This window comes from Chloracidobacterium sp. (assembly GCA_025057975.1).
In the GTDB taxonomy this organism is placed as follows: Bacteria; Acidobacteriota; Blastocatellia; order Chloracidobacteriales; family Chloracidobacteriaceae; genus Chloracidobacterium.
The window spans coordinates 150,001-172,613 of record JANWUV010000010.1 but is presented as its reverse complement, the minus strand read 5'-3'; the positions used below and the strand labels follow the sequence as shown (position 1 = coordinate 172,613).

Below are 22,613 nucleotides of genomic sequence, written 5' to 3'. Positions count from 1 at the left end.
GGCCCTGAAGACCCCTGACCCCACGGCCTTCTCCACCTGCTGCCTGAGCAGTTCCTCCACGTCGGCAGCCTTGACGTGGGCCATCCGGTCGGCCAGCACCGCGTTGAGGTTGGGCTGGGCCTTGAAGGCCCAGCTCCCATTGGAGTACAGGTAGTACAGCCGCCCCCTAAGGTTGTCGAGCGCGTCGCCGATGAGGAGCGGTGAGATGCCCTCAGGGTATACCAGAGCCAGGTTGAGCTGTGGGCGGGTGGCCCCCCGCTCCACCCCACCGCCGGAATGGGAGTAGAAGAACACGGAGGTGGCCAGCGACTGGGCCAGTCGGTAGCGCGCGTAGTCGCCCCCGAGCTCGCGGTCAAGCAAGTAGGCCTTCCCCTCCGGGGGGATGATGTCTGACGCCAGCACTGCCTCCCAGTTAGCGTCCTCGAGCACGCTTGTAACGGTGGCCCGCAGGTCGGCGGATTCCAGGGCCGCGTCGCCGAGCCCAATGAGGGGACGGGCTGAGGCCGTAAGGTATCCGGCCTCGACCACCCGCGCCAGCAGGCGCAGCACGCCCCGGGTCTTCTGAAAGGTCTGCATGGTGCCCCACCGCTCGTAGAGCACGTTGACCAGCTCGGGGTGGAAGGGGAAGGCCTTGAGCATTTTGCGCCCGTACTCGCCGCTGCGCACCTCGCTGGGCAGCTCGTTGCGCAGCTCCTCGTAGACCTTCATGTAGGCGGCCACCACCTGCTTGGCCCCCTCGCCGTCGATGCGCTCGAACAGGCGGCGTCGCAGCACCTCGTAGATTTCCTCCCCCTGCACCGGCATACGCACGGCCTGCACCCGTCCGAATATCCTCTCCAGGCGGGCGAAGACCTCCGGCGAGTCCTTATGGTCGTAGTACTCGATGTGCGACTCGGGGAAGGTGGTGACCAGGGCCACGTTGCTCTGGCTTCCGACCACCTCGGTAAGCTCCTGGAGGAAAGCGAAGGTCTGGGCCTGCAGGCTGGTGCTGCCGACGGGGATCGAGGCGGCCTTGACCTGGTAGACCAAGAGTTCGTCCATCAGGATGAGGGCGGGGCTATAGGCCCGGAGGAGTGCGGCCAGGGCCTGCTTGCCAGGCGGGGTCATGGCCTCGTCCGCGGAGCGCAGCATCTCGTAACCTGCTTTATCGCCAAGCTGGTAGGCCAGCTCGCCCCACAGGGTGCGGATGTGAAGGCCGTCAACCGTGCGTCCTTGGGCCGAGAGGTCGGTGCCGACCAGGACAGCCACGCGGGCCCTCGGCATGCTGCCGACCCCGGCCTCCTGTAAGAGGGACTTGACCTCGGGCAGGTCGATGACCTCGGAATAGGCCTTGACCAGGTGATACAGGGCAATCAGCGCGTGGGTCTTGCCACCGCCGAAGGGAGTGCGCAGTTGCACCACCGCCTCCCCACCAAAGCCCGCCAGACGCCGCACGGTGTCTTTAAGGATGGATGCGAGCTCGCGGGTGAGGTAGGTCTTCTTGAAGAATTCGTCGGCGTAGCGGTACTCGGACGTGGCCCTCCCGGCCACCACGTCATCGAGCTTGGCCGCAAAGGTGTTCTCATCGAAGTCGCCCCTGCGGATGGCCTCGTCGGGCTCGGCCAGATGCCACCAGGGCGGCAGGTTGCCCTTAGGAGCACTGGGAAGGTTACGTTCCATAAGCTTACGCACCTCGGTCGCTGAATCCTCCGCACCAATGAGGCGCAGGAAGCGGGCGATGGTGTCGAGGGTTCGATTGACGTCCTCCTCCGGAAGCTGCTGCTGGTGTGCCCAGGCGTTGCGCACCTCGCTGATTTCGTCGGCCCAGGTCACCGCACGGTTGTAGCTGCGTCCAAAGGCTTCGCGGAACACTTCACGCTGGCCGAGCAGAATGTCCTTGAAGTGGTTGATGTCGAGCACCTCCTCGGCGGTTCTGCCGCGCTTCATGTCCTCTAAAACCAGGGCCCGCCGCGACTCGCTTAGGGAACCCAGATAGGCCTCGACCCACCCGCGCCCACTGCCATGGACCCGTGTCAGTTCGCGCACGAAATATGATCGCACCGCCTCGGCGTAAAGCTTCAGTGCGGTGCTCATATAACTTTCAGCTTTCATAGTTCCATTCTATCGGTGCAGCAAAGATGCCGTAATACTAGGTAGTTAGGTGAGATTATCTCTGACAGGCCTGGGGAAAACCTGATGGAGAAGGATTTCTCGGATCGTCCAAATGCGTTCCGTGAGACCTGCGGCCATAGCTGGGGAGCGAGGCTGGTAGCGCCGCCTGCCGATGGGCTCTGGTAGGGGAAGTCGGAGGGAGCGGTGGGGGCGGGCAAAGTTGTAGACCGTCATCCGCCAGTCACCGCGGTGCTCCCGGGACTCAGGCCTGCGGGCAAAGGCCAGGGTCTTGCGCACGGAGAAGGCGTCCATACGCCGGGCCGTGGCGTTGAGCCGCTCAATGGCAGAGGTGTTAGGGGTGGTGTAGCCCAGACGCTGCAACTCCAGGTCAATGCGCTTGCGACTGCCATGGGCCATGCGCAGTCTGACCTCCACCACCCGCCGACCCTCACGCCGTTTGAGCACCTGGACATGGGCCTGCCGGCGGGTCAGGCGATAGCGCTCTCGCGGCCTCCTGCCACGAGCCCCTCGCGGTTTGGGCTGGTAGGGGGTTCCGAAGACTTGCGGGAACAGAGTGGCGTAGCATTCCCAACCATCGCTGAAGAAGGCCAGATCCTGGAAGTCTCTGAGCCGGGCCTTCCCCCCGCGCAGAAGGCGGCGGGCCAGGTCCTCGTTGCGCTCGCCCTGCACCCGCTCCACGATCAGGCGGCTTTTGGGTTCGAGCAGCTCCGCCTCCCAGCAGGGCCGGTTCTTGCTGCCGGCGTACCCGTGCCGCTCGTCGGCCTGCAGGCTGCTGCACACCAGGCCCTGCACCTGCCGGTCATGAAACAGCCGCCCATGCCGACCCAGGCAGCGTTCCAGTCTACGCACGCTCTCCCGGCTCACCTTCAGCAGGCGAGCGGTGGCGGCCTGACTGCTGCCCTCGCTTAGCTGCTCTGCGAGCGCTACCGCCTTGGATTCGGGCAGTTTACAGTTCCAGAGGGCCGTTCCCTTCCTTTCGCTGAACTCCTGCCCGCAGCTCTTACAGCGCAGGTATCGTATCTTTTCTGCACCGTACACTTTGCGTACCTTGAGATTGCCTTGTCCGGTTTTCCCGTACAGCTTGCATCCTTCTATCGGGCATGCCAGACTTGAGAGGGGAGGTTTGTTTGTTTTCACACAACGCAATCTGCGTTGAAAACGGCCTCCCCTTCAACCCCTGTCTGGGATAATCTCACTCTACTACCTATAAATCCAAGACCATCGCGATGGGTTTCGGCCGGATAAAAAGCAGCACATCCCTGCCGGCCCAAGCCACCCTCAGCCGTGGGAGCGTATCAGGGTTCAGACTACTCGATGCGCACCAGCCATGTTTCTCGGCACAGCGCTTCTAGCTGCGCAACCACGGCTCGCGCGTGCTGTTCGCCAAAGCGCAGCCCGATCTCCACGTTCCAGCGGAGCCCGGGGTCGGTCAGGTTTGCGCTGCCGAGCACTCCCCACTTCTTATCCGCCACCACGATCTTGGCGTGTAACAAGCCCTTCTCCATCTGAGCGCTGTAGATGGCAAGTGCTCCCTGTACGCGCAGCGCCTCTTGCCGCAGGCGTGCCAGTGCTCTGGCCTGGGGGCTACTAGGCTCGTGGGCGGCGTGGGTGATCACCGAGACGGCAACCCCGCGCCAGAGGGCACCCAGGAGCTCGTCGCTGAGGTGAGCCATGCCATGCTGCTCCAGGTAAGGGCTTACCAGCCATAGGTGTTGCTCGGCACTGGCGATGGCTTCCAGGATGGCTGCGACATAGCTGCTCTCACGATCAGGTAACGTCCACAAGAGGATCCCTTGGTCCGCATACCCCCCCAGGAAAGCAGCCAGACCCTGGGCCCGCAGCTGCCCCCCCTCCAACGCCCCGTGCCGTTGTAAGGCTTCATAGAGCCAGAGGTGCCCTCCCTCTCCTAACAGGCTATCCGCCCACAGCAGGTCGTTAGCTGCAACCGGCTGATCCAGCTTACTCCAGAGCGCTGCCCCAAGCAGGCGCAGGGTTTCGGATGACCAGGTCATGGCTCCCAGAATCCTCGGAGCCGGCCGTACACCGAGTGGTTCCCTCCATACAGCACCAGGCGGCTCAGGTGATGGTTGAAGTCGATGCAATTGTGCTCCAGGTGAGTGCAACCCACACAACTACCCCCTTCCTCAGCGCACAAAGGGTCGTAGATACAGGCGCGGCCATCCTGATAGACCTCCTCCAGCCAGTAGGGCAGATGCTGTTCGAAGAGGGTGGTCAACCCGCCGATCTTGCTGGCCGTGTAGCGGTTGGCATAGAGGATCAAGCCCAGCGTATCGGGCAGCAGATACTCCCCGATGCTCTCCGGGGCGAAGCCACTCCAGACAATGTGCTGCATCATGAGGTGGGAAATGGTATGAAGCAATGTGTATACCAGGGTGGGTGCCTTGGCCTGCGGGGCGCGGAAAGCCTCACCCCGCAGGCCAAGGTGCCAGAGCTCAGCCCAAGCTGCAGCACCCCGGGCTTCCTTTGGTGCCAAACCGTTGTGCACCAGCCAGCGCAGCACGGACGTGGGGTCTAGCTGGAACCAGATGGCTTCGGTTTCTGTGGGCACGCAGTAGATGGGAGTCTTTCCGTCAACTGCAGGAAAGGCCCTCAGTATACTGCGCTGGGGATCGCGGGAAATCCGTGTGTATCCTATTGCAGCCAGTGCGATACGGAAGTCGCTGATCAGCCGGACATTGCTGAACCCCAGTAGCTCCCTCACCTGCTCAAACTCCTGCAAGTAGGATTCGGCATCGAACCCACCAAGGGTGCCCCATCGGGCCGCTACCATCGCAGCAGTGGTAAGCTTGGAGGTGTCCTCTAGAATAGCGTGCTCCACCAGGTGACGGCTCGGCGGCCCGATGGTATGACCTGCGGTGAGGCGACCCACCTCGGAAAGCGCCTGGGAGGAAGGGTCATTCTTCATCTGAGCCTCTATGGATCGTGCCCGTTCTGGATCCACCTGGCGTAGCTCCTCGAGGAGTTGCTGGGCTTCGGGGCTGAGCTCCCTTTTGGCCAGGGCCTCCCGCACCTTGCCTGGCAGGAGACCCCACAGCTTGGCCAGCAATAAGCCCGCACTAGATTTCTCCAGGCTGATGAGCAGGCTCTCCTGCTCCCTGTCGAAATTGAGGAACGGCAGCACGTGTGCGAGGTGGTTGGTCGGCTCCTTAGCCTCCACCTGGCGCTGGAACTTTTCATCAGGCTTTGCTTTGCTGTACTCACAACTGCAGGGCCACATCCGCAATCCGCCAATCTCTTTATTTGAGGTCAGAGAGTACCAACGGGCATCACGGGTGCGTCCTGGGTTAAATAACCTGAGATCGTGGCCGCGGAACTTCGAGTCATACTCATCGGGGAAAGAGAGCTCCTGCAGCGTGCCACAGTTATGTACCTGGATCACCGTCATCCGTCCCAGCGGACCTTTGCAGCGTGGGCATTCTCCGGGTTGAGATCTCCTCCGCTTGAGGCTGACGAGTTTTGCGGTATAGCCGCAGCGCGCGCAGCTGAAGCTGCTGGGGAAGGGCTCCATCAGAACGCGGCTTGGCTGCCCTATCGCAAAACCGGCAGGGTTGAGCCGGTTGGCAGGGTAACCCTGATGGAAGACCCTGCCGTCGAACTCCCAACGCCTTATGTAGTCGTCAACAAGGTTCAACAGAGCCCGCTGGTTGACATCTACTTGAGGATCCAGTTCCACACTCACTACCCAACTCATGCCGAAGTCCTCATGTTCGGCCAGCGCCCCTGGCAGAAAGTTGTATAAGATTTGTGTCCTACCCCGCTCCATCAGCGCCCCCCCTTGTGAACCACTTTGCATCCTCAACCGAGTAGCTTCTTGCCAGGTTGACCTGAACCCCCTCCTCGACGTCGCGGAGGCTGGTCATCGGATGGATAGCATTCGTCAAGTACCGCTCCTGGCTGCTCGATAGCGTGACCAGCACCCGGTCTAGCTCCTCCTCCAGCACGACCGCCATGGCCTCCTCGAGGTCCGGCGGATAGACCCCAGCCCCTAGGCAGTAAGCTTCCTTAAGCTCCCCCAGTATCTGCTGCCGCTGCTGTGACAGGTATTGGCGAGCACTCTCCCGCTCCCACAGCCTGTTCGCGCTAGAGCGGCTTCGCCCCAGGAGCACCGAGGCCAGCACCCCGGGTAATGTGCGCCGCAGGGCGAAACGAGCGAAGCGGTTGATGGCCACCGGATGCACCATGCGCTCGAGGTTGTCGTGGTACTCCATGAAGCGGCTGTACACGCTGGAAGCACGCAGGTTATAACTGGCCAGGATGACCACCACCAGGCCCACGTGCTGCCGCCCGGCCCGGCTTGAGGCCTGGATGTACTCCTCAACGGTGCCTGGCAGGCGGTCCAGGGTCATGAGGTTGATGCGCTCGAGGTCCACCCCGTGGCTGATCATGTTGGTGGCCACTAGCGTATCAAGGAAGCTTTCCGACCCAAACGGAGGTGGATTCTCGATCAGGCTCACCACTTGGGCGATATGGGCCGGAGTGGACTTGTTGTGGGTGTATTCCACACGTAAGACCTGCCCCGATTCCAAGGTGTCCTTGATCCGGCTGCCGTTGGCCCGGCTGCCCACGTAGGCCAGCGAAGTGGAGTATAGCTTGACCAAAGCGCTGGCCTCATCCGGGGCTAAGGTACGGCCTACCACGGCGTTCAGGTCGTAAGGATTGCTGGCGAGGCGCTTGATCTCGTCCAGAAGGATACGGTGCACCAAGGCCGAACTCTCAGCGGGGTGGGGGCGGCTCCAGAACGCAAGGAAGACTCGCGCGATCTTTTCCTGTCCCCCTTCCCGTGCCACCTCGCTGTAGAACGTGCGGTAGCGGTCTATCCCGCGACCTGGGAAGCGCACCGCATGCCGAACCCCGTAGAGGTGTCTGAGCTGGTGCTCGTAGCCGGTGATGGTCGCCGTGGCGGCCAACACTTTGGCGGGCTTGGGCTCGAGGGAGCGGATCGTTGTCTCGTAGTGCCCGGCGAAGGCCCCCAGCTCCTCTTGTAACAGGTGGAGCTCGTCCTGGATGTGCAGGCTTGGCCCAGGGTCGTAGGCATTTACGGTCTGCAGTTGCCGGCTGTTTACAGAGCAGTTCTTCACCAGGCACTTGTCCAGGAAGTACCCATGCTGCGGGCAGTACCTGCGCACCTGCCAGAGCATACTCAGCGCGGGCTGATAGGCCAGCGCTGCCATCTTGTCCACGGTACCCACCACCACCGTACTTTGGTGCCGCAGCACTTCGGAGTCGCTCACGTCCAGTGGAAGCTGATACCCGCACTTCCGGCAGCGGTGTTCGAAACACAACCGGGCGCGCTGAAGATGCACTTCCACCGTCTCTAGCCCCCCGCAGGCTGGGCAGTTGGGTACCAGGCGCAGTTTCTCCAGCTCACCCGTCTGGCTCCAGCGCTGTAGCTCGGCAGCGTCGAGTTGGTTGGGTGAGTTTCCCTTGCCCGCGAGGTAGCCCAACCGGAATGGATCCCCCTCGAGGCCCAGCGCTAACCGCTCCTGCTCCGCCCCGTACAACACGCGCATGGCCCGCTGCAACTGCTGCATCGAGAGCATCCGGAGGGGGAAGCGCAGCCAAGCGGTGACCCCCAGCTTCTTCCCACGCAGGCGGTCGTAGAGCATGGCCGTGCACACCAAACCCAGATACGCCTCGGTCTTGCCGCCGCCGGTAGGGAACCACAGCACTACCGCCTGGTCCATGTCGTCGGCCCACTCGTAGCGCTCCCCAGCCCACTCGCCTGCCGTGATCCCCTCCCGCAACGCGAGTGCAGGCAGCTGGCTGACGATGAAGACGATCTGGAACAGTCGCCAACTGGGGTAAGGGGATATACGGGCGAAGACCCGGTTCATGGCGGTGAAGGCCTTCTTGAGCCGCTCATCGGCCCGGAGGGCGGCCAATCCGGCGGCAAAACGACGGATCTCCTCCCGGAACTGCCGCAGGTCCGTCTGAGCCGCCTCGGCGAACTCGCCGGTATACCCTTTGAGATCCAGTTCCCGTTCCCAGGACTGAGCGTGGGCCTGCATGGCTTCATAGATGCCCTGGAGCACCTCGAGGGGACGTTGGGCCAGATCCTGAAAGGGGGCTGAGGGTTCAGAGCGCGTGGTAATGCGCTTTTGGCGGTATATAGCCAGACAGCGGGTAGTCAGGCAGTTGCCCTCTCGCAGTGCTCCGCAGTTCCTTCCGACTACCCATACATTCGGGTCAAACTGGTAATCCTCGGCCACAGGGAGGATCTCCACCGGAACCAGTGTGCCCTGCACGCGCACCCGCAACCGAACGTCCGCGATGACTCGGTAGTTGTTCTCGGTGGGGTTGTTGCCCTGGAGGGTCTCGTTGCGCAAGTACACGGTGACGCGCTTGCGGCCCTCATAGTGCCGGGTCATCACTTGCAAGCGCACCTTAAGCGGGGGGATGTCGACCGGCCTGTTTCCCAAGACTTCCTGCAACCACTCGGCGAAAGCCTCTGCTGAGGTTGTGGCGCTCGCAGGTACCGAGGGTCTGCGATCCATCACGCGCCACGAATCGGCCCGCTCCTCCATAGTTTGGATTTCTTTGTCCAGTAAATGTTGCAGTAGCCCGCCGTCATCTCCGTCGGCGAGCGGGAGCTGCAGTGGGCCAAAGGATAGGTCGCAGCGTTCAATGACCTCGATCAGGGTGCCTTGTCCACTGGCTTCGCCAGCGACGGACTGCTGCTCAGCTAGCGTAGGCAGCCGCCGAACGTAGAAGGCAAGCTGGCCCTCGACTTCGATGCTTCCTGGCTCTTCGTCACGCACCATGAACTCCAGCCCCAGGCTGCTGGGCTGCTTATAGGTATCAGCGTTCGGGTCATAAGGGGCTAGCACGCCCAGCTGGCATACGTCCGCCGGCTGCCGTGCCACAAGACGTTTCTGGTTGCGTCCTGCCAGGTGGTGCTCCAGCACCCGGGTCAGGTGATCCACCAGCTTGATCTCGTCGTTATAGCTGATCTGACTCATGAGCGTCTAACCACCCTCCTCACATCCACTGCACTGAGCAACTCTTCCAGGGATATCCCATGCTGCCTCGCCTCTCGCAACGACCCCTCGTAGCCGCTGCCGCTGACGATGCTCTCCAGCACTCGGTGCAGCAGCCGGCCCAACTGGCGATGCCTCGTGCGGTGGTTCTCGATGGCCCGCCACAGCTGGGGGCGCTTCAGAGACTCGGGAAGCCCCATGATACTGGTCAGAAGCAGGAAGTCGTCGTACTGTTGGGGGGCAAGGGTCTGCCCCTTGGCGAACCAGCCTCGCACCGTTGTCGGGTCACGTTCCAGGCCGTGACGCGCCAGCTCGCGGTGCAACTCTGCCAGGTTGGGATACTGGGCTTGTAGGGTTCGTTTGGCGGCCTCCCATAATTCCAAGCTTAGCCGCTCCTCTATCCGTACTAGCGGCAGCAAGGCTTCACTGATGCGCTCGAAAAGATCGTCGTATATGCCGTCGACAAAGATGATCATCCGGTCGCCGGGTTGTAGCTGTTGCGCGGGCTTTTCCGCGTGGCCTTGTCCGGGCACGAACAGGGTGACTAACCGGGTCTTGGGCAGATAGAGGATCAACCCACCCTCCAGCTCCACCTCCATCTCCTCGGCTGTCGTTCCGCGATTCCCTGCGGCCCGCGGGTTTGCCTGATACTCTGCTAAGGCATGAAAGTCGAGTCGCGGCGCCTCCTCTGTCAAGACATTTAGCGGCTGGACCACTGCTGTTCGTTGGGAAAACTCCAACCTGGCGGCGGGAAGACCTGGCGGAGAAGGGAGCTTCAGGCCCAGGGAATGAAGGACTTGGCTGCGCTCTGTTACCAGATGCTCCAGCCAGCGCTGACGCTGTTCGCAGAGGTAGCTCTCGATGCGTGCCTCGAAAGGGTAGGCTAGGACCGCCACCTTGGCCGGTCCTAAGTCCAAGTAGCGCTGGCTGGCGCTGCGGTAGCCAAGCAGCAGCCGTTCTGGTCCCAACCCCTGTGCCGCTCGGCGTTCCTCTTCTTTGGACCAAAGCACCTCAGCGGAGCCTCCGAAGCCGATGAACAGCTGCCTTGGACTGACGGCCATGCACAGGCTCTGCAGTAGGGTTGCCTCAGCTCGGGTGGTGGCTACCACCCAACAGGATCGCCGCTCCGTATTGCACTGCTCCAGCCACTCCACGAGGGCAAAAAACTTTGGTGGTAGATCGCGCTGCTGCAAGGCTTCGTAGGCTTCCCTCAGCCGATCGAGCACCCGTTGCCACAATAGGCGCTGCACCGGATGGGAGGGGGCTTCCAGCTCGAGGGAGGCCAGGCGGTCGCGTAAGGTAGTACGTCCTTCCTCTTTGAGTAGGCTCTCCAGCCGGTAAAGTGGTACGCTCAGCATGCGTAACTGGTGGAATAAGCCCCAAGCTTGCCATAGAGGGGGAAACCCTCCAAAATTCGCTTGGGCCTCCGCCAACTGCTGGTAAGCAGTCCAAAGTACTTTATCTAACTCAGTATCTTCGATCACTTCCACTCGGCGGTTGGGTGGTGAAAAGGCAGGGCGCTCGCGCCCATCGAACTCACGGGCCACCCATCCTTTGGCGGCCTCGTCCCATAGCACGGCCGATTCGCCCAACCGAGCCAGAGTGGCCTCATCGAGTGGCGGGGTAACGGCTAGGTAATGGCTGAAAGGTAGGCTCTCCAAGCGGGCCAGGACCCGAGGATCGGTGGCATCGACGATCACCGCGGCGAAGGGGTGCTCGAGCGGCCAGCCGGGGTTGGCAAGGTAGATCGCTGGTCGACTACCCGGCGGCTGATAGCGGGAGAGGGTGCGTATCTCCCAGAAGCGAGCTAGGCTGTCACCCGCCTCTCCCAGGCGGAACTCGCGCAAGCTCTCTCGCAACTGGCCTACTTGGCGGGTAACGATAAGCAGGTTGCCTTTTAAGTATGGGGAGTGGTACGTCTCCCGATGGAAGAAGTCGGCGACCAATAGGCCTACTGCCAGGGTTTGGGGTAGGGGGCTTGGGCGGGCGGAGTCCATCAGGATCAGACGCCGTCTCTGCTCCCAGGCGCGCCGCCCCAGCACGCTGGATAACCGGGCATAGACGTCAAAGCCCCGCGGGTAGATACGGCGCAGCAGAGCATCGTCAATCAGGTTGTCCCGGGCAATCCCAAACATCAGCAAATCGAAGGCTCTATTCCAAGGGCCGCGCATTGAGCGGCATAGCTTTCAGCCAAGGACTGCCCCTCAAGGGCCTCACCCAGCGCCAAAGCCACCGCGAACAGGTTTTTAGCAACGGGATCTTCCGGACACCAGACCGCCTCCGTGCCCCCTTCGTATCCCGGCTCGAGCTCTAAGATCGCGTCGTAGAGCTGAGCTCGCGTACCGCGCTTAGAGTGGTCGTTGGCGCTCTCCGCAAGCACCACCGCAACGCCGCGCAAACGCAGCCCGTTGGCGCGCAAGGCGCTTGTCAGGGCTTCCCAGGCCCTGAGCTCACGGTTGTGGTAGCTCAAAATGATCCGACCTCCCTTCCGCAGGCTGCGCAACGACTCCTTGAAGATTGCCTCGAGCCGCTCAGCGTATCCTTCAGCGCCAACGCCGCGCACTGAATTCGGCACCGCCTCTTGCAGCTCATCGACGGATAGCGGCTGGTACTGGCCCAGCCAGAAGTGGAACAACCGGGCCATTTCCCCGTACTGCACGTCGTCAAAGTAGGGAGGGTCCGTGAGTACCAAGTCCACGACTCTTCGCTTTAGGGCCTGTCGTTCGCTGCTACCCGTGACCAGCCGGACATAGCCCTTGTTTTTCAGCCCCTGGTACCAGTCAGCAGCTCGATAGGCGGCCTCTAGGCGCCGTCTGAGCACACCTCGGCCAACGCTTGCCAGCGGGTTGGCCTCGAAGGCAACGGGCGGGATAGCATAGCGGTGATTGGCAACACCTTCAATGCCCTTGCAGTATAGCCGGTCCCAACGGGCTAGTAGAGCAGCCATTTCCCCCAGCCCCAGCAGTACCATAGCCAAGCGGTCGCGCACACTGGCAGGCATCCGGCGCTCCTTGAGGTAGTCAAGACCTTCGAGGATCACCGCAGCCTGGGCCTCGCTATATAAGTCCCCCCAATACTGTAACCCACTTCTGAGCAGCCGCCGGGTTTCCAGCCCGACCTTGATCGGTTGTCTCAACTGAGGGAAGGTGTTGCTGGCCGGGATAAAGGCTACCGGATCGCCCTCCACGGTGGGGCGCACTAGCGTCCGGCTGTTGTTCTCTTCTAGCACGAGCGGGGCCGTCCAGCCGACGGTAACGACGGAGATAGCCACACCGCAGTGGGGGCAAGCCACTTTGCCTGCTGGGGCGGCAGGAAGTTCATAGCCACAAGCGCAGTGGGCCTCGAGGGAGAGGCTACCACATCGGCGACAGCCGTGATACGCCTCGCTCCCGTTACGGCGCACCTTACTCAGCACCCCTTCTGGATAAAGCGGAAAGGTGGATTCGCATCCCAGGCAGCGCACGACCCTCACCCGCAGGATGCCCACCAACTCCCGGCCATCCTCCCGTTGATAGTACCGGCGGAGCGGATCGAGGTGACGCAGCAGGCGTTCCCCCTCTATGCGCAGTCGCTCAGGATTGACCTGGCTCAGGGCTGTTTGCAGGCCGAACACCGGCCATGGGTACAAATCCTGCGCATATGCGCGCAGGCCTAAAGCTGCTGCCTCGAGGGCCACGGTTCCGCCGCCGCTAAAGGGATCCGCAACGTAACGAACCCCTTGGGATCGAGCGGCCTCGAGCAAGGCCCGGATCAGGCCATGGGGACGCCGTGCCCACCACCGAAACACCGAGATGGCCGGGTTGTGGTGCTCCCTCCGGCGGGTCTCCTGCTCCACCCAGGCGCTGAGCGCTGGCCAATTAATCGTGGTGATGATGCTTGCCACCCGGCCACCTCAGCAAATTTGGGATGGCAGTGGATGGTACGTAAGCCCGTTCCAGGCTAACACCATCTGCTTCTGCTGCTACTTGTCTACCTGCTGCCTTGGTTACACCCTTTGCCGAAGCGCAAATGTGGATTCTATAGTGTATGTGCATGGGAAAGCAAGGCTGGACTCCACTGCCACAGGCTCTTCGCAGTCGAGCTACTTTTGACCGGGGGGTAGAGCTCTGCAGCCTCACAACAGCCATTTCCAGGAATTGGGGTGCCAGAGAGCGCAGCATGATATGGAAACATTATCACAATTTCTACATGGTGTTGGGTTTTTGGGTTCTTTGACCAGACTTGACCGTTATACAAAACCAAGCCAGATATAGAGGCATGAACCTACGTGAAGCCCTGTCCTCCTTACCCGATCCTCGTTACCACAACCGCCGCTACCCCCTGTGGGGCATCGTCTCCCTGGTACTCCTGGCCTTCCTCTGCCGCGTAGACTCCCTGCGCGGCGTGGCCCGCTTCGCCCAAGCCAACCCCGCCCTCTGGAAAGCCCTCGGGTTACGCAAAGCCCCAGGCCGTACCGCCATCGCCCAGCTCATCCGCCGGCTGGATCCCCAGGAACTCGCCAGCGCCCTGCGCAAGGTCTTTCCTGAGTGCTCCCTCCCAGACTCCACCCGCACCCTGGTGGCCGATGGCAAGGCCCTGCGGGGCAGTGCCAAAGGCGAGAGCCCCATGGTACGGGTGGTGGAACTGTGGTGCACCCAGGCCCGCCAGACCCTGGCCCAGGCCCAGGCCGAGGGAAGAGAGGAGGAGGCTTTGCTGGAGCTGCTCAGCCGACTGGAGCTGAGGGAGCTTTCCGGCTGGGTTCTGGTGGCCGATGCAGGGTACCTGTACCCCCGGGTGGCGGAGGCCATCCGGGAAAAAGGGGGGATTATCTGCTGATCCTGAAGGGGAACCAGCCCCAGAGGCTGGAGACGGCGGAGTGGGTATTCACTTGCATGGACGAGAAGGCTTTACCGGGTGAGACCCAGGCGGAGTGGGAGGAGGTGCGGGACGGGGAGGTCTGGCGCTACCGGGTCTCGGCCTCGCCGCATCTGCCGGATTGGCTGGGGTTTCCTGGGGTGCGGCAGGTGGTGCGGATGGAGCGCTGGGTGTGGGAGAAGCGGAGCAAGAAGGTGCGCTACAGTGTGGTGTATGCCCTGACGAGTCTGGGGCCTGAGGAGGCTGGTGCTGAGCGGCTGGGGATGCTTTTGCGGGAGCGCTGGGATGTGGAGAACGGGAGTTTCTGGGTGCGGGATGTGCTTTTGCGGGAGGACGATGCACAGGCGGGTGGGGTGTTGAGGTTCAACCTCAGTGTTTTGCGGGGCTTTTTGGTGAGCTGGTTGAATCATCAAGGGGTGCGGGCCAAGAAGGCTGCTTTGGAGGTTTTCTCCTTCAATCCCCCGCGTGCCCTGCGTTTCCTGGGGTTGGATACGGCGAATGTATAGCGGTCAAGTCTGTTCTTTGACAGGCTTTTAACACGAAGGGCACAACAACTGGTAGAGTTCGTTGGGGTTGGCAGAGAAGTAGCGAATGGAGCGCAGTGGGGATAGGTTGTGGAGATGTAAAAGGTTGATGAGCACATCACGGAAATACATCAGCCCAGCGGCCCCCTTGCGGCTGCGGGAAGCGTCTTCACCAAAGACGGTATCGCGGGGGTGGTGCAGACGGTTCTCTACCTGCCAGTGCCCGCGCCAAAGGGCATAGAAGTCCTGAGGGGTGCGGACCAGCGAGGTGATGGCATAGTCGGTCTCCTCGCTGACCTGGCCGCTGTCTTTGTGGATGACCTGGCGGTGCATGCGAAGGGCGTAGGTGGAACCGGCAAAGCCACTGACGCTGGGAGGCATGGGGGCGATGCTCAGTGTCCAGATCCACAACTGACCGCTCCGCACCTCGTGGTGCTGGTACTGCTCAGCCGGGTGGGGTGGGTATGTGGCCAGGGCCCAGGCTATCAGCTGCTGCAGGTCTTTCTGGTTACTCTTGACCGTGAAGAGGTAGCCCCCTTTTGCGCCACCACCTGCTGGGCCAGGGTCGGGCTCATCACCCCAGCATCCCCCGTAATCAGCCAGTCCACCCCCAGGTCGCTCATCCGCACCAACCAACCCTCGGCTGCCTTGGCCTCGCTGGTCGTAACCGCCGTGCTACCCAGGCTCAGCCCCAATCCCTGCACCAAGGTGGAGAGGAAGACCAAAGCCGCCTCACCCTTGCGGCCCCGCCGGGTACCTCGCAGATGTTTGCCATCGGTGGCTATGGCCAGCGCCTCTTCCCGGCCCAGCGCCCGCAGCACATCCTGGGCCCAGGCCAGCATGGCCTCCTGCAAGGCTGCCAACTGCCCATCCAGGAACCAGAAGAAGCGATACATCGTGGCCTGGGCGGGCAGTTTGCGTTGCCCGAAGCGGTTGCGTAGCTTCAGGGTGTTCAGCAGGTACTTCTCCTGATCCCTGATCCAGTGGGCGATGGCCAGGATATTTGTCCGACCGCTGCCCAGGGCCATCAGACTGATCAGCATCAGGTTTTCCCATTCATGCTCGGTCTTCAGGTATTCCCTCGGATCGGGTATCTCCGCCAGGTATGGCAAGGGGCTGGGTATCTGTGTGGGGTTCATAGGCCCTTGTAATAAAAGCCTATAACGAATATGTACTTGACATATCGAACAACATTTTGTATTATCCTCCCAATGCTCAACCCCACTACCGAACGTGCACTCATAAAAAAAGTGCTCCGAATCCTCCAAGCAATATGGGAGGTGGCTTTGGGAATCGGGGTGGGGATTCGGCCGCTGGGTGACCGCCTCGAAATTTTCGTAGAAGTCCAACATCGGTTGGCAGGGATTGTTGACCTACCAAGGTTTAGTACTACGACCACCATAGACCGCCTCGAGGCCGATCTCGAGTGCCTCATTGCCACGGCTTCCCAAGAACTTGCAAAACGCCTGAAGCTGGAGTGGCGGAGAGTACTTGTTACGAAGGACGAGATTCACTCAATCCTTCACGACCTGTCGGTGCAAGCTCTTGAAACTTTCCATCTTGAATGGTCGCGCCAAAAATATTTGGAAAAGAATTACCGGTACCACCGGTACGACCTGAGCGATTTTTTTGCCAAGCCTTTGGCATTTGTTGAGGTAAATTTTGAGGTGAGAAAGCCTCGCCCTGGGTGGGTCCCTTCAATAATCGTCCTGACCCTTTCGACGCTGGCGTTCTTTTTGCTGCGCTTCCTGGCCTTCCTCCCGGTGCGTGAAAGCGAGTATTCGCCACCACCGCCCTGCCTTTTACCGCTCCCCCCACCGCCAAAAACACCCGTAAAAATCACTGCACCACCGGCCCTGGCTTAGGAGTTGGCAGCAGGCTTTGCCTGCTACGACAAGAAGCCAGGCCGGTTTTGCTTTACCGGCCTCCATGAGAGAATGGAGCTTCTCTTCATGTTGCAAAAACTTGCGTTCTCTGTTGAGGAGGCAGCCCAACTTCTTGGCCTCCATCCGAACACTGTGAGGAACCTTATTGCCCGAGGTGAACTGAAAGCCACGCGCGTGGGGCGACGAATTTTGATCCCTCGCATCGCTTTGGAAAGGCTTCTCGAAGGGAAAGACAACCCCACCGAGCGGGATGGGGTTCGGTAGCTAGGGGGTGTCCATGAAGACTCTGGATTGCTTCCAGTACAAGTATACCCCAGAGCCGCTCCTTTCCCGCCTGGAGGGAGTGCGCCCCGCCGGCCCCGGTCGCTGGATGGCCCTGTGCCCGGCCCATGATGACCGCAACCCCAGCCTGAGCATCCTCCTGGTAGAGAGCCGGGTGCTCCTGCACTGCTTTGCAGGTTGCACGCCGGATAGCGTCCTGGCTGCCCTACCGCTGGGGTTGCTAGGCTCAAATGAAAAGCCCCCTGATAAGGAGGGGGTTCTACACACAAACTAAAGGTGGTTGTTGTGTTTGTAGACTTCAACATTCTATCACGCCTGGAGGAGTACACGAAGCTGGGCTACCGGCTGCTTCCCCTCGAGCCCAGCGAGAAACCCCCCTGTGCCCAACTGGTTCCTCATGGGCTCAAAGAGGCCAGTAGAGACCCGATCACCATCCAGCGTTGGTGCAGGGATCTCCCCCGCTGCGGATGGGGGTTGCTCCCCCCAGCCCCCGTGCTGGTGCTGGACTTCGACGCCCCCGAGGCGTGGAAGAGGCTTAGCCGCGAACACCCTGAACTGCTACGGGCCCCCCGGCAACGCACCCCGCGCGGTGGGTATCACGTCTTTCTTCGCTTGCCGGAGTCAGTCAACGGTAGCCTTAGCGCCAGCACCCGCAAGTTACCGGGGGTTGATCTTCGTGGGATGGACAGAGCCTACGTGGTCGTTGAACCCACCACCATTAACGGTGCTCGCTACACCTGGGAAGTGCGGCTGGTGCCACCTGACAAACTGCCGCTTGTTTCAAATGAGCTATTGGAGAAGCTGCTACCCCCACCCCCGCCAGCACTGACACCAACACCACCTACCACCCGCACCACCACCGGCGAGCGGACAGAGAAACAGGTGCAGATGCAGGCTGAACTGCCACGTAATGAAAAAGACCCCCTGCGCCAACAGGGGGAGAAAGGAATTCTTATGAGCAGGCTTAAGATACCACAGGTTTTAGGCACCAAACAACGCTGGCTTCTGTGGAAGACCGAAGGCCGCAACGGCAAGGCTACCAAGGTTCCCTACCAGCCCAACGGCAAGAAGGCCAGGGTCAACGACCCCAGCACCTGGGCCTCCCTCGAAGAGGCCCTCGAGGCCCTGAAACGCGGGGGCTTTGAGGGTCTTGGCTTTGTCCTGGGTGATGGCATTGCAGGGGTGGATATCGACTGGAAGGGCTGGAAGAGCGAGGGCATCCCTCCCGAAGTCCAGGCCGTGGTGGAGGCCCTGAACAGCTACACGGAAACATCCCCATCCGGCCAGGGCTGCCACGTGCTGCTTCTAGGGCGGCTGCCGGAGGGTGCGGGTAATAAGCACACCCTGACCCCCGGTGTGGAGCTCGAGGTCTACGATCAGAGCCGTTTCTTCACCTTCACCGGCCAGTACTGGGAGGGCCTTCCCACCGAGCTCCAGCCCCGGCAGGCCGAGCTGGAGGCCCTCATCAAGCGGCTCAACCCCCAGCAATCTGTGGTGAATCCGGCCTCGAAGGGGGCCCGGGCGGCCCCCGACCTCGAGGATGAGGAGCTGCTAGAGCGCATGTTCGCCGCTAAGCCCGAGCTCCACCAACTGTGGGAGGGGGATGTTAGCGGCTACAGATCCCACAGTGAGGCGGACCTGGCCCTGGCCTCAGCCCTGATGTGGTGGACGGGGAATGACCTCGAGCGTGCTGATAGGCTGTTCAGGCAATCCGCGCTCTACCGCCCCAAGTGGGACAAGAAGCACTACAGCGATGGCCGCACCTACGGCCAGGCCACCCTGGAAAAAGCCCGGGCCGTGGATGGCGGCTACCAACCGCGAGTGGTGTCGGTGAACCGCCGCGGCCAAGTGCACACCGCTGCGAAGTCCACCGCGCACACCACTAGGATCGCGCCCCTGGACGGCCTGGCCGCCGGTGGTGAGGTGCTGGGCCAGCCACGCTACCGGATTGCCCACGGGCGCATTGAGGCCGCCAAGGTGGAAGGCAAAGGTGAGCACCAGAGCGTCACCTACTGGCCTCTAGCGAACTTCGCCGCCGTCGTTGCGCGAGAGGTCGAAACCACCGACGGCCTGGAGTCGGAGCAAATCTTTGAGCTGGTTGGCTACACGGCCACCGGCCGGCCGCTGCCTGCTGCGAAAGTCAAGGCCGCCGAGTTTGCCGGGATGACCTGGCCGGTGCGCGCCTGGGGGGCCGAGGTGGTGGTCACACCGGGGCAGGGAGCCAAAGACCACCTGCGAGCGGCTATTCAGTACCTCTCGATAGAGCGCGGTTTTGACCGTGCTAAGGTTTACAAACATCTCGGCTGGACACAGGTCAACGGAGAGTATGTCTACCTGCACGCCGGAGGTGGTATCGGGGCCCAGGGCAGTGTGGCCGGCCTGGAGGTGGAGCCCGGCAAGACGCTCGAGGCCTTCGCTTTTCCCGATCCACCGACCGGCCAGGACGAGCGTCAAGCTGTGGAGGCCATGCTGGAGGTGCTGGACGCCGCCCCGGAGCGCATAACCGCGCCGTTGCTGCTCCACACTCTGGCCGCGCCGCTGGGACACAGCCCGGTCTCTATCTACCTGGCCGGCCCGACCGGGGCCCGCAAGACGAGCCTGGCTTTGGTACTGCAGAGCTTCTTCGGCTATCACGCTGCACCGCCGGCCGCCTGGGAGGCCACACCTAACGCGCTGGAAAACGCCGCCTTCCTGGCCAAAGACGCCCTGCTGCTGATTGACGACTACGCACCACAGGCCAGCGAACAGAAGCAGAAGGAGCTCCAGGCCAAGGCCGCCCGGCTACTCAGAAGCCAAGGCAACAGCACCGGCCGGCTCCGCATGAAGGCCGATGGTAGCCTGGCCGGTGACCGTCCACCGCGGGGGAGCCTGCTCATCACCGGGGAAGACATCCCGCCCGGTCACTCCATCCGCGCCCGTGGCCTGTTCGTCGAGGTAGAGCGCGGGGATGTAGACCTGGCCCGGTTGAGCAGGCTTCAGACTCTGGCACGGGATGGAGCGCTGGCCCGTGGCATGGCCGCCTGGATCCGCTACCTGGCCGGCCGGTTGGACGCGGTGCGCCGGCAGGTGGAGGCCCGCACCGCTGAACTCCGCGGCCGGTGGGAAGCTGAGCACGGTAGAACCACCGATGCTTTAGCCCGGCTGCACGCGGTCTGGGAGTTCTTCAGAGACTACGCCGCCGGCCTCGGTCTGGATGTGGCCACGCTGGAACAGCGTCTGCTGGCCGGTCTGGAGGCCGTCCGCGCCGCACAGTCCACCTATCAAAGGGACGCTGATCCGGTACAACGCTTCATGACGCTACTTTTCACGGCATTGAGGATGGGCCGCTGCCACCTGCTGCCGGTGGATTGGCGACCGGGACAGGATCCAGAAGAGCACATGGCTGTTCCTCAGAACTACGGTTGGCGCTGGGTGGACACCACGAGCGGGAGCTCGGAGGCTCACGGCATCTGGCAGCCCCAGGGCCCCAGAATCGGCTGGCTACCGGAAAACCCCGACGTGGCCGGCATCTACCTTGACCCGACCGCCGCCTATGCGGTGCTGTCCAGGCTGGCCGGTGAGACTGGGGAGCCACTACCCACCGAGCGCACCCTGTGGAAGCGGCTGGCCCAGGCCGGGGCTATCCGCACGCAGGTCAGCGGAGGTGAGACCCGGTATCAGGTAGGGGTACGGATTCATGAGAGAACCACCCGCGCGATACACCTACTAGGGGCCTATATCTCCAAAACCGGCAACACCGGCAACAATGGCAACAATAGCGTCCCAGACAGCGAAAATCGTGTTGCCGGTTTTGAAAATGTTGCCGGTTCTGACCGGCAACAAAACCGCGCCCCCAACGAGCCTTCTGGACTGTTGCCGGAAACGACCGGCAACACAACCGCGACCGGCAACAACGGGAGCCCCGTCCCAGACGCAAAAAATACCGGTGTTGCCGGTGTTGCCGGTTCTACAGATATAGGGGGTCAGGCCGCACACACAGAGACTAGAGAACCTGAGAACCGTGAGAAGCGGGGGAGGTTGGAGCTGTGACCGCCTGGCAAGTCCTGCTTGAAAACCTGCCGGCGCTGGTCACCAAACTACGCCGCGTCAACCCCCCGAAGCTGCGGCTGGTGGTGGATGGTGAGGTGGTGTACTACGCGCTGCTGGTGCCTCGAGAGTCTGACCTGGCGGCACATGCACGCTGGCCGGGGATGCCGTCACCAAGCCTGGCCGGCTGGCTGTTGGAGATTCTGGAGCGCTACCAACGTAGCTTCCCACAGGCCCAGGTGGTGGAGCTCTTCAGTTTCTGGCCGCCCGACCGGCTGGAGGCCTTCGCACGCGCCTACGTCCAGGAACCGGTGCATTAGGAGGCAGCCGTGAGCCGCCACCCGCACCTGCTCCACCACCTGCACCGGCTGCTCGAGCACCACCCCTGGTTGGTGGCCGAGGCCGACTGGCCCGAGTACCGCGCCGCCCGGCTGCTTGACCGCAACAACGCCGCCGAGATTGCTACCTGGCTGCTCGAGGCCCCCCGGTGGCGGATTCTCGACCCCCGGAGGATTGACCCCCTCAAGCCTGGGCAGGGGGTGGTGCTCGAGGGGGAACCCTTTCAGCGATGGAAAAAATGAGAAACGAAGCGGCTTCAACAATCAGACTCGAGCCCTTCTGCGACCACCTGCGGGGCAGGCCCCCGCGCTGCCAGAGAATCAAGCGCAACGGGGAGCAGTGCAGGAACCCGGCGGTCAGGGGCCTGAACGTCTGCCCGCGTCACGGTGCGGGGTTCAGGAGCCGGGTCAGGGCCGGCAAAAAGAAAGACCCCACCACCGCTGCTGTCAAACACAGGCTGTACAGCAACATCCAGTACGACAACATCTACACCCTCATTGACCGCATCGAGGAATCGCTGAGTAGGGACGGCCACACCGACCGCGAGCTGGCGGTGGTGAAGGCCCTGCTCGAGGAGGCCCTCACCGTCTACAGCTGCTTCTGGGATACGCCGGAACGCCTCGAGCCCCTCATCAATGCGCTGGAAGAGGAACTTGGACGCTGCCTCGAGGCCAGGGAACCGGTAGAGGCCGTGCGGGTGCGGGAGGACATCCACAAGGCTGAACACCTGCTACGGACGTTCACCGCCTACCTGGATCGGGTCGGCACCCTGGCGGCCCGCATCATCACCCTGGAAAAACAGCGGGCCGAGACCAGGGCCAGGCTCGCGGAGACCAAAGCCCTCGAGCAGTTCGTGCTCTACATCGGCAAGGCCCGGGCCCTCTTCCACCGGATCGCCACCGCCGAACAGATGGAGCTGCTCGAGGAGCTGCTCCGGCGTGAGCTGCTCAACCCCCTGCGCCTCGAGCTGCCCCCTGTGGTGGACTGATAAACCGTCCAGCACGTGCTTCTAACGGGTTACTAACGGGTTGTACACTCAGGTCATGCTGAGCTGGATCCGCGAACGCTATCCCGCCCTGCCTGCGGCCCTGCACGCCCTTCTTGACCGGCGGGGCCTGCTGGAGATGAGCCCTGCCGAGCTGTTGAAGGCCCTCGAGCCCTACCGGCAACCGCCCTGGCCCGCCAACCCTGTGGCCCTCTCCCTGTGGCTCAAACGCCGCGCCGGGTGGTACGGCCTCGAGGTCGGGTTCCACCATGACGGGCTGCAACGCTGGGTCATCCTCCAGCGCAATCTCAAAAACCCGTACCGCCTCGAGTGCTTCCTGCCCCTCGTGGAGCAGGAGGTGCGGAAGTGGGGGCGGGCGGTGGTCAACAACATCGAGTTCACCCAGCTCGAGGGCCGCATCCTCTCGGAGCCGGTCAACACCGAGAAGCTAAGGGAGTTTGCCGGGGTGGAGGAGTACCGGGTGTGTACAGCTGCGCCGCCGTACCTGCCCCTGAAGGCCGGGGAAGCACAGGGGGGGTATTGAGATACTGACCCCCCCCTCTTCCCCCGGGCCCGTTGTAGCCACCACCCGGTGGTGGAGGCCTTC

Annotated in this window: 18 protein-coding genes; 9 read left to right on the top strand and 9 right to left on the bottom strand. The window is 62.3% G+C overall.

Features of this window, described 5'->3' with window-relative positions; all coding sequences use genetic code 11:
• From NZ585_10625 to NZ585_10595, 7 genes are all read right to left on the bottom strand, one after another.
• Positions 1-2,073 (bottom strand): DUF499 domain-containing protein (locus tag NZ585_10625; protein MCS7080483.1); only part of this gene is annotated, 2,073 nt, incomplete at its 3' end.
• Between the two features lie 63 nt (positions 2,074-2,136).
• On the bottom strand, positions 2,137-3,249 hold the full coding sequence (locus NZ585_10620) for an IS1 transposase (protein ID MCS7080482.1): 1,113 nt from the start codon (positions 3,247-3,249) through the stop codon (positions 2,137-2,139).
• 170 nt (positions 3,250-3,419) lie between these two features.
• Positions 3,420-4,124 (bottom strand): phospholipase D family protein, encoded by a 705-nt coding sequence (locus NZ585_10615; protein ID MCS7080481.1) that lies wholly within the window; start codon positions 4,122-4,124, stop codon positions 3,420-3,422.
• Complete coding sequence (locus NZ585_10610) at positions 4,121-5,824, bottom strand: hypothetical protein (GenBank protein ID MCS7080480.1); 1,704 nt, start codon at positions 5,822-5,824, stop codon at positions 4,121-4,123. Before NZ585_10610 ends, NZ585_10615 begins: the two co-directional genes overlap by 4 nt.
• A 58-nt stretch (positions 5,825-5,882) precedes the next feature.
• Positions 5,883-9,092, bottom strand: coding sequence for a helicase-related protein (locus tag NZ585_10605; protein ID MCS7080479.1), 3,210 nt, complete (start codon positions 9,090-9,092; stop codon positions 5,883-5,885).
• Positions 9,089-11,251, bottom strand: coding sequence for a hypothetical protein (locus tag NZ585_10600; protein MCS7080478.1), 2,163 nt, complete (start codon positions 11,249-11,251; stop codon positions 9,089-9,091). Before NZ585_10600 ends, NZ585_10605 begins: the two co-directional genes overlap by 4 nt.
• Positions 11,245-12,993: a hypothetical protein gene (locus NZ585_10595; GenBank protein ID MCS7080477.1), complete on the bottom strand. Its 1,749-nt coding sequence runs from the start codon at positions 12,991-12,993 to the stop codon at positions 11,245-11,247. The genes NZ585_10600 and NZ585_10595 overlap by 7 nt, the downstream gene beginning before the upstream one ends.
• A gap of 374 nt (positions 12,994-13,367) precedes the next feature.
• Between NZ585_10595 and NZ585_10590 the strand changes: the two genes are divergently transcribed.
• Positions 13,368-13,925 carry a transposase family protein gene (locus tag NZ585_10590; protein MCS7080476.1) on the top strand — a complete coding sequence of 186 codons (558 nt, stop codon included), beginning with the start codon at positions 13,368-13,370 and terminating at the stop codon, positions 13,923-13,925.
• A gap of 56 nt (positions 13,926-13,981) precedes the next feature.
• A complete protein-coding gene (locus NZ585_10585) occupies positions 13,982-14,470 on the top strand; it encodes a DDE transposase family protein (protein MCS7080475.1) in 489 nt (162 codons plus the stop codon).
• 27 nt (positions 14,471-14,497) lie between these two features.
• Here NZ585_10585 and NZ585_10580 read toward each other — a convergent pair whose 3' ends face one another.
• Positions 14,498-14,869, bottom strand: a complete 372-nt coding sequence (locus tag NZ585_10580; GenBank protein MCS7080474.1) for a hypothetical protein — start codon at positions 14,867-14,869, stop codon at positions 14,498-14,500.
• A 104-nt stretch (positions 14,870-14,973) separates the two neighbouring features.
• Positions 14,974-15,627 carry a transposase family protein gene (locus NZ585_10575; GenBank protein ID MCS7080473.1) on the bottom strand — a complete coding sequence of 218 codons (654 nt, stop codon included), beginning with the start codon at positions 15,625-15,627 and terminating at the stop codon, positions 14,974-14,976.
• Positions 15,628-15,699: 72 nt separating this feature from the next.
• Here NZ585_10575 and NZ585_10570 point away from each other — a divergent pair, with 72 nt between their 5' ends.
• The 7 genes from NZ585_10570 (at position 15,700) to NZ585_10540 (ending at position 22,550) form a co-directional block, all read left to right on the top strand.
• Positions 15,700-16,353, top strand: coding sequence for a hypothetical protein (locus NZ585_10570; protein MCS7080472.1), 654 nt, complete (start codon positions 15,700-15,702; stop codon positions 16,351-16,353).
• Positions 16,354-16,440: 87 nt separating this feature from the next.
• Positions 16,441-16,638, top strand: a complete 198-nt coding sequence (locus NZ585_10565; protein ID MCS7080471.1) for a helix-turn-helix domain-containing protein — start codon at positions 16,441-16,443, stop codon at positions 16,636-16,638.
• Positions 16,639-16,941: 303 nt separating this feature from the next.
• The gene (locus NZ585_10560; GenBank protein MCS7080470.1) at positions 16,942-20,685 is read left to right on the top strand and encodes a bifunctional DNA primase/polymerase; all 3,744 of its coding nucleotides are present in this window, start codon (positions 16,942-16,944) and stop codon (positions 20,683-20,685) included.
• Positions 20,682-21,002, top strand: coding sequence for a hypothetical protein (locus tag NZ585_10555; GenBank protein ID MCS7080469.1), 321 nt, complete (start codon positions 20,682-20,684; stop codon positions 21,000-21,002). Before NZ585_10560 ends, NZ585_10555 begins: the two co-directional genes overlap by 4 nt.
• Positions 21,003-21,011: 9 nt before the next feature.
• On the top strand, positions 21,012-21,263 hold the full coding sequence (locus NZ585_10550; protein ID MCS7080468.1) for a hypothetical protein: 252 nt from the start codon (positions 21,012-21,014) through the stop codon (positions 21,261-21,263).
• Positions 21,260-22,009: a hypothetical protein gene (locus NZ585_10545; GenBank protein ID MCS7080467.1), complete on the top strand. Its 750-nt coding sequence runs from the start codon at positions 21,260-21,262 to the stop codon at positions 22,007-22,009. Before NZ585_10550 ends, NZ585_10545 begins: the two co-directional genes overlap by 4 nt.
• 55 nt (positions 22,010-22,064) lie before the next feature.
• Complete coding sequence (locus NZ585_10540) at positions 22,065-22,550, top strand: hypothetical protein (protein ID MCS7080466.1); 486 nt, start codon at positions 22,065-22,067, stop codon at positions 22,548-22,550.
• Positions 22,551-22,613 lie beyond the last annotated feature (63 nt).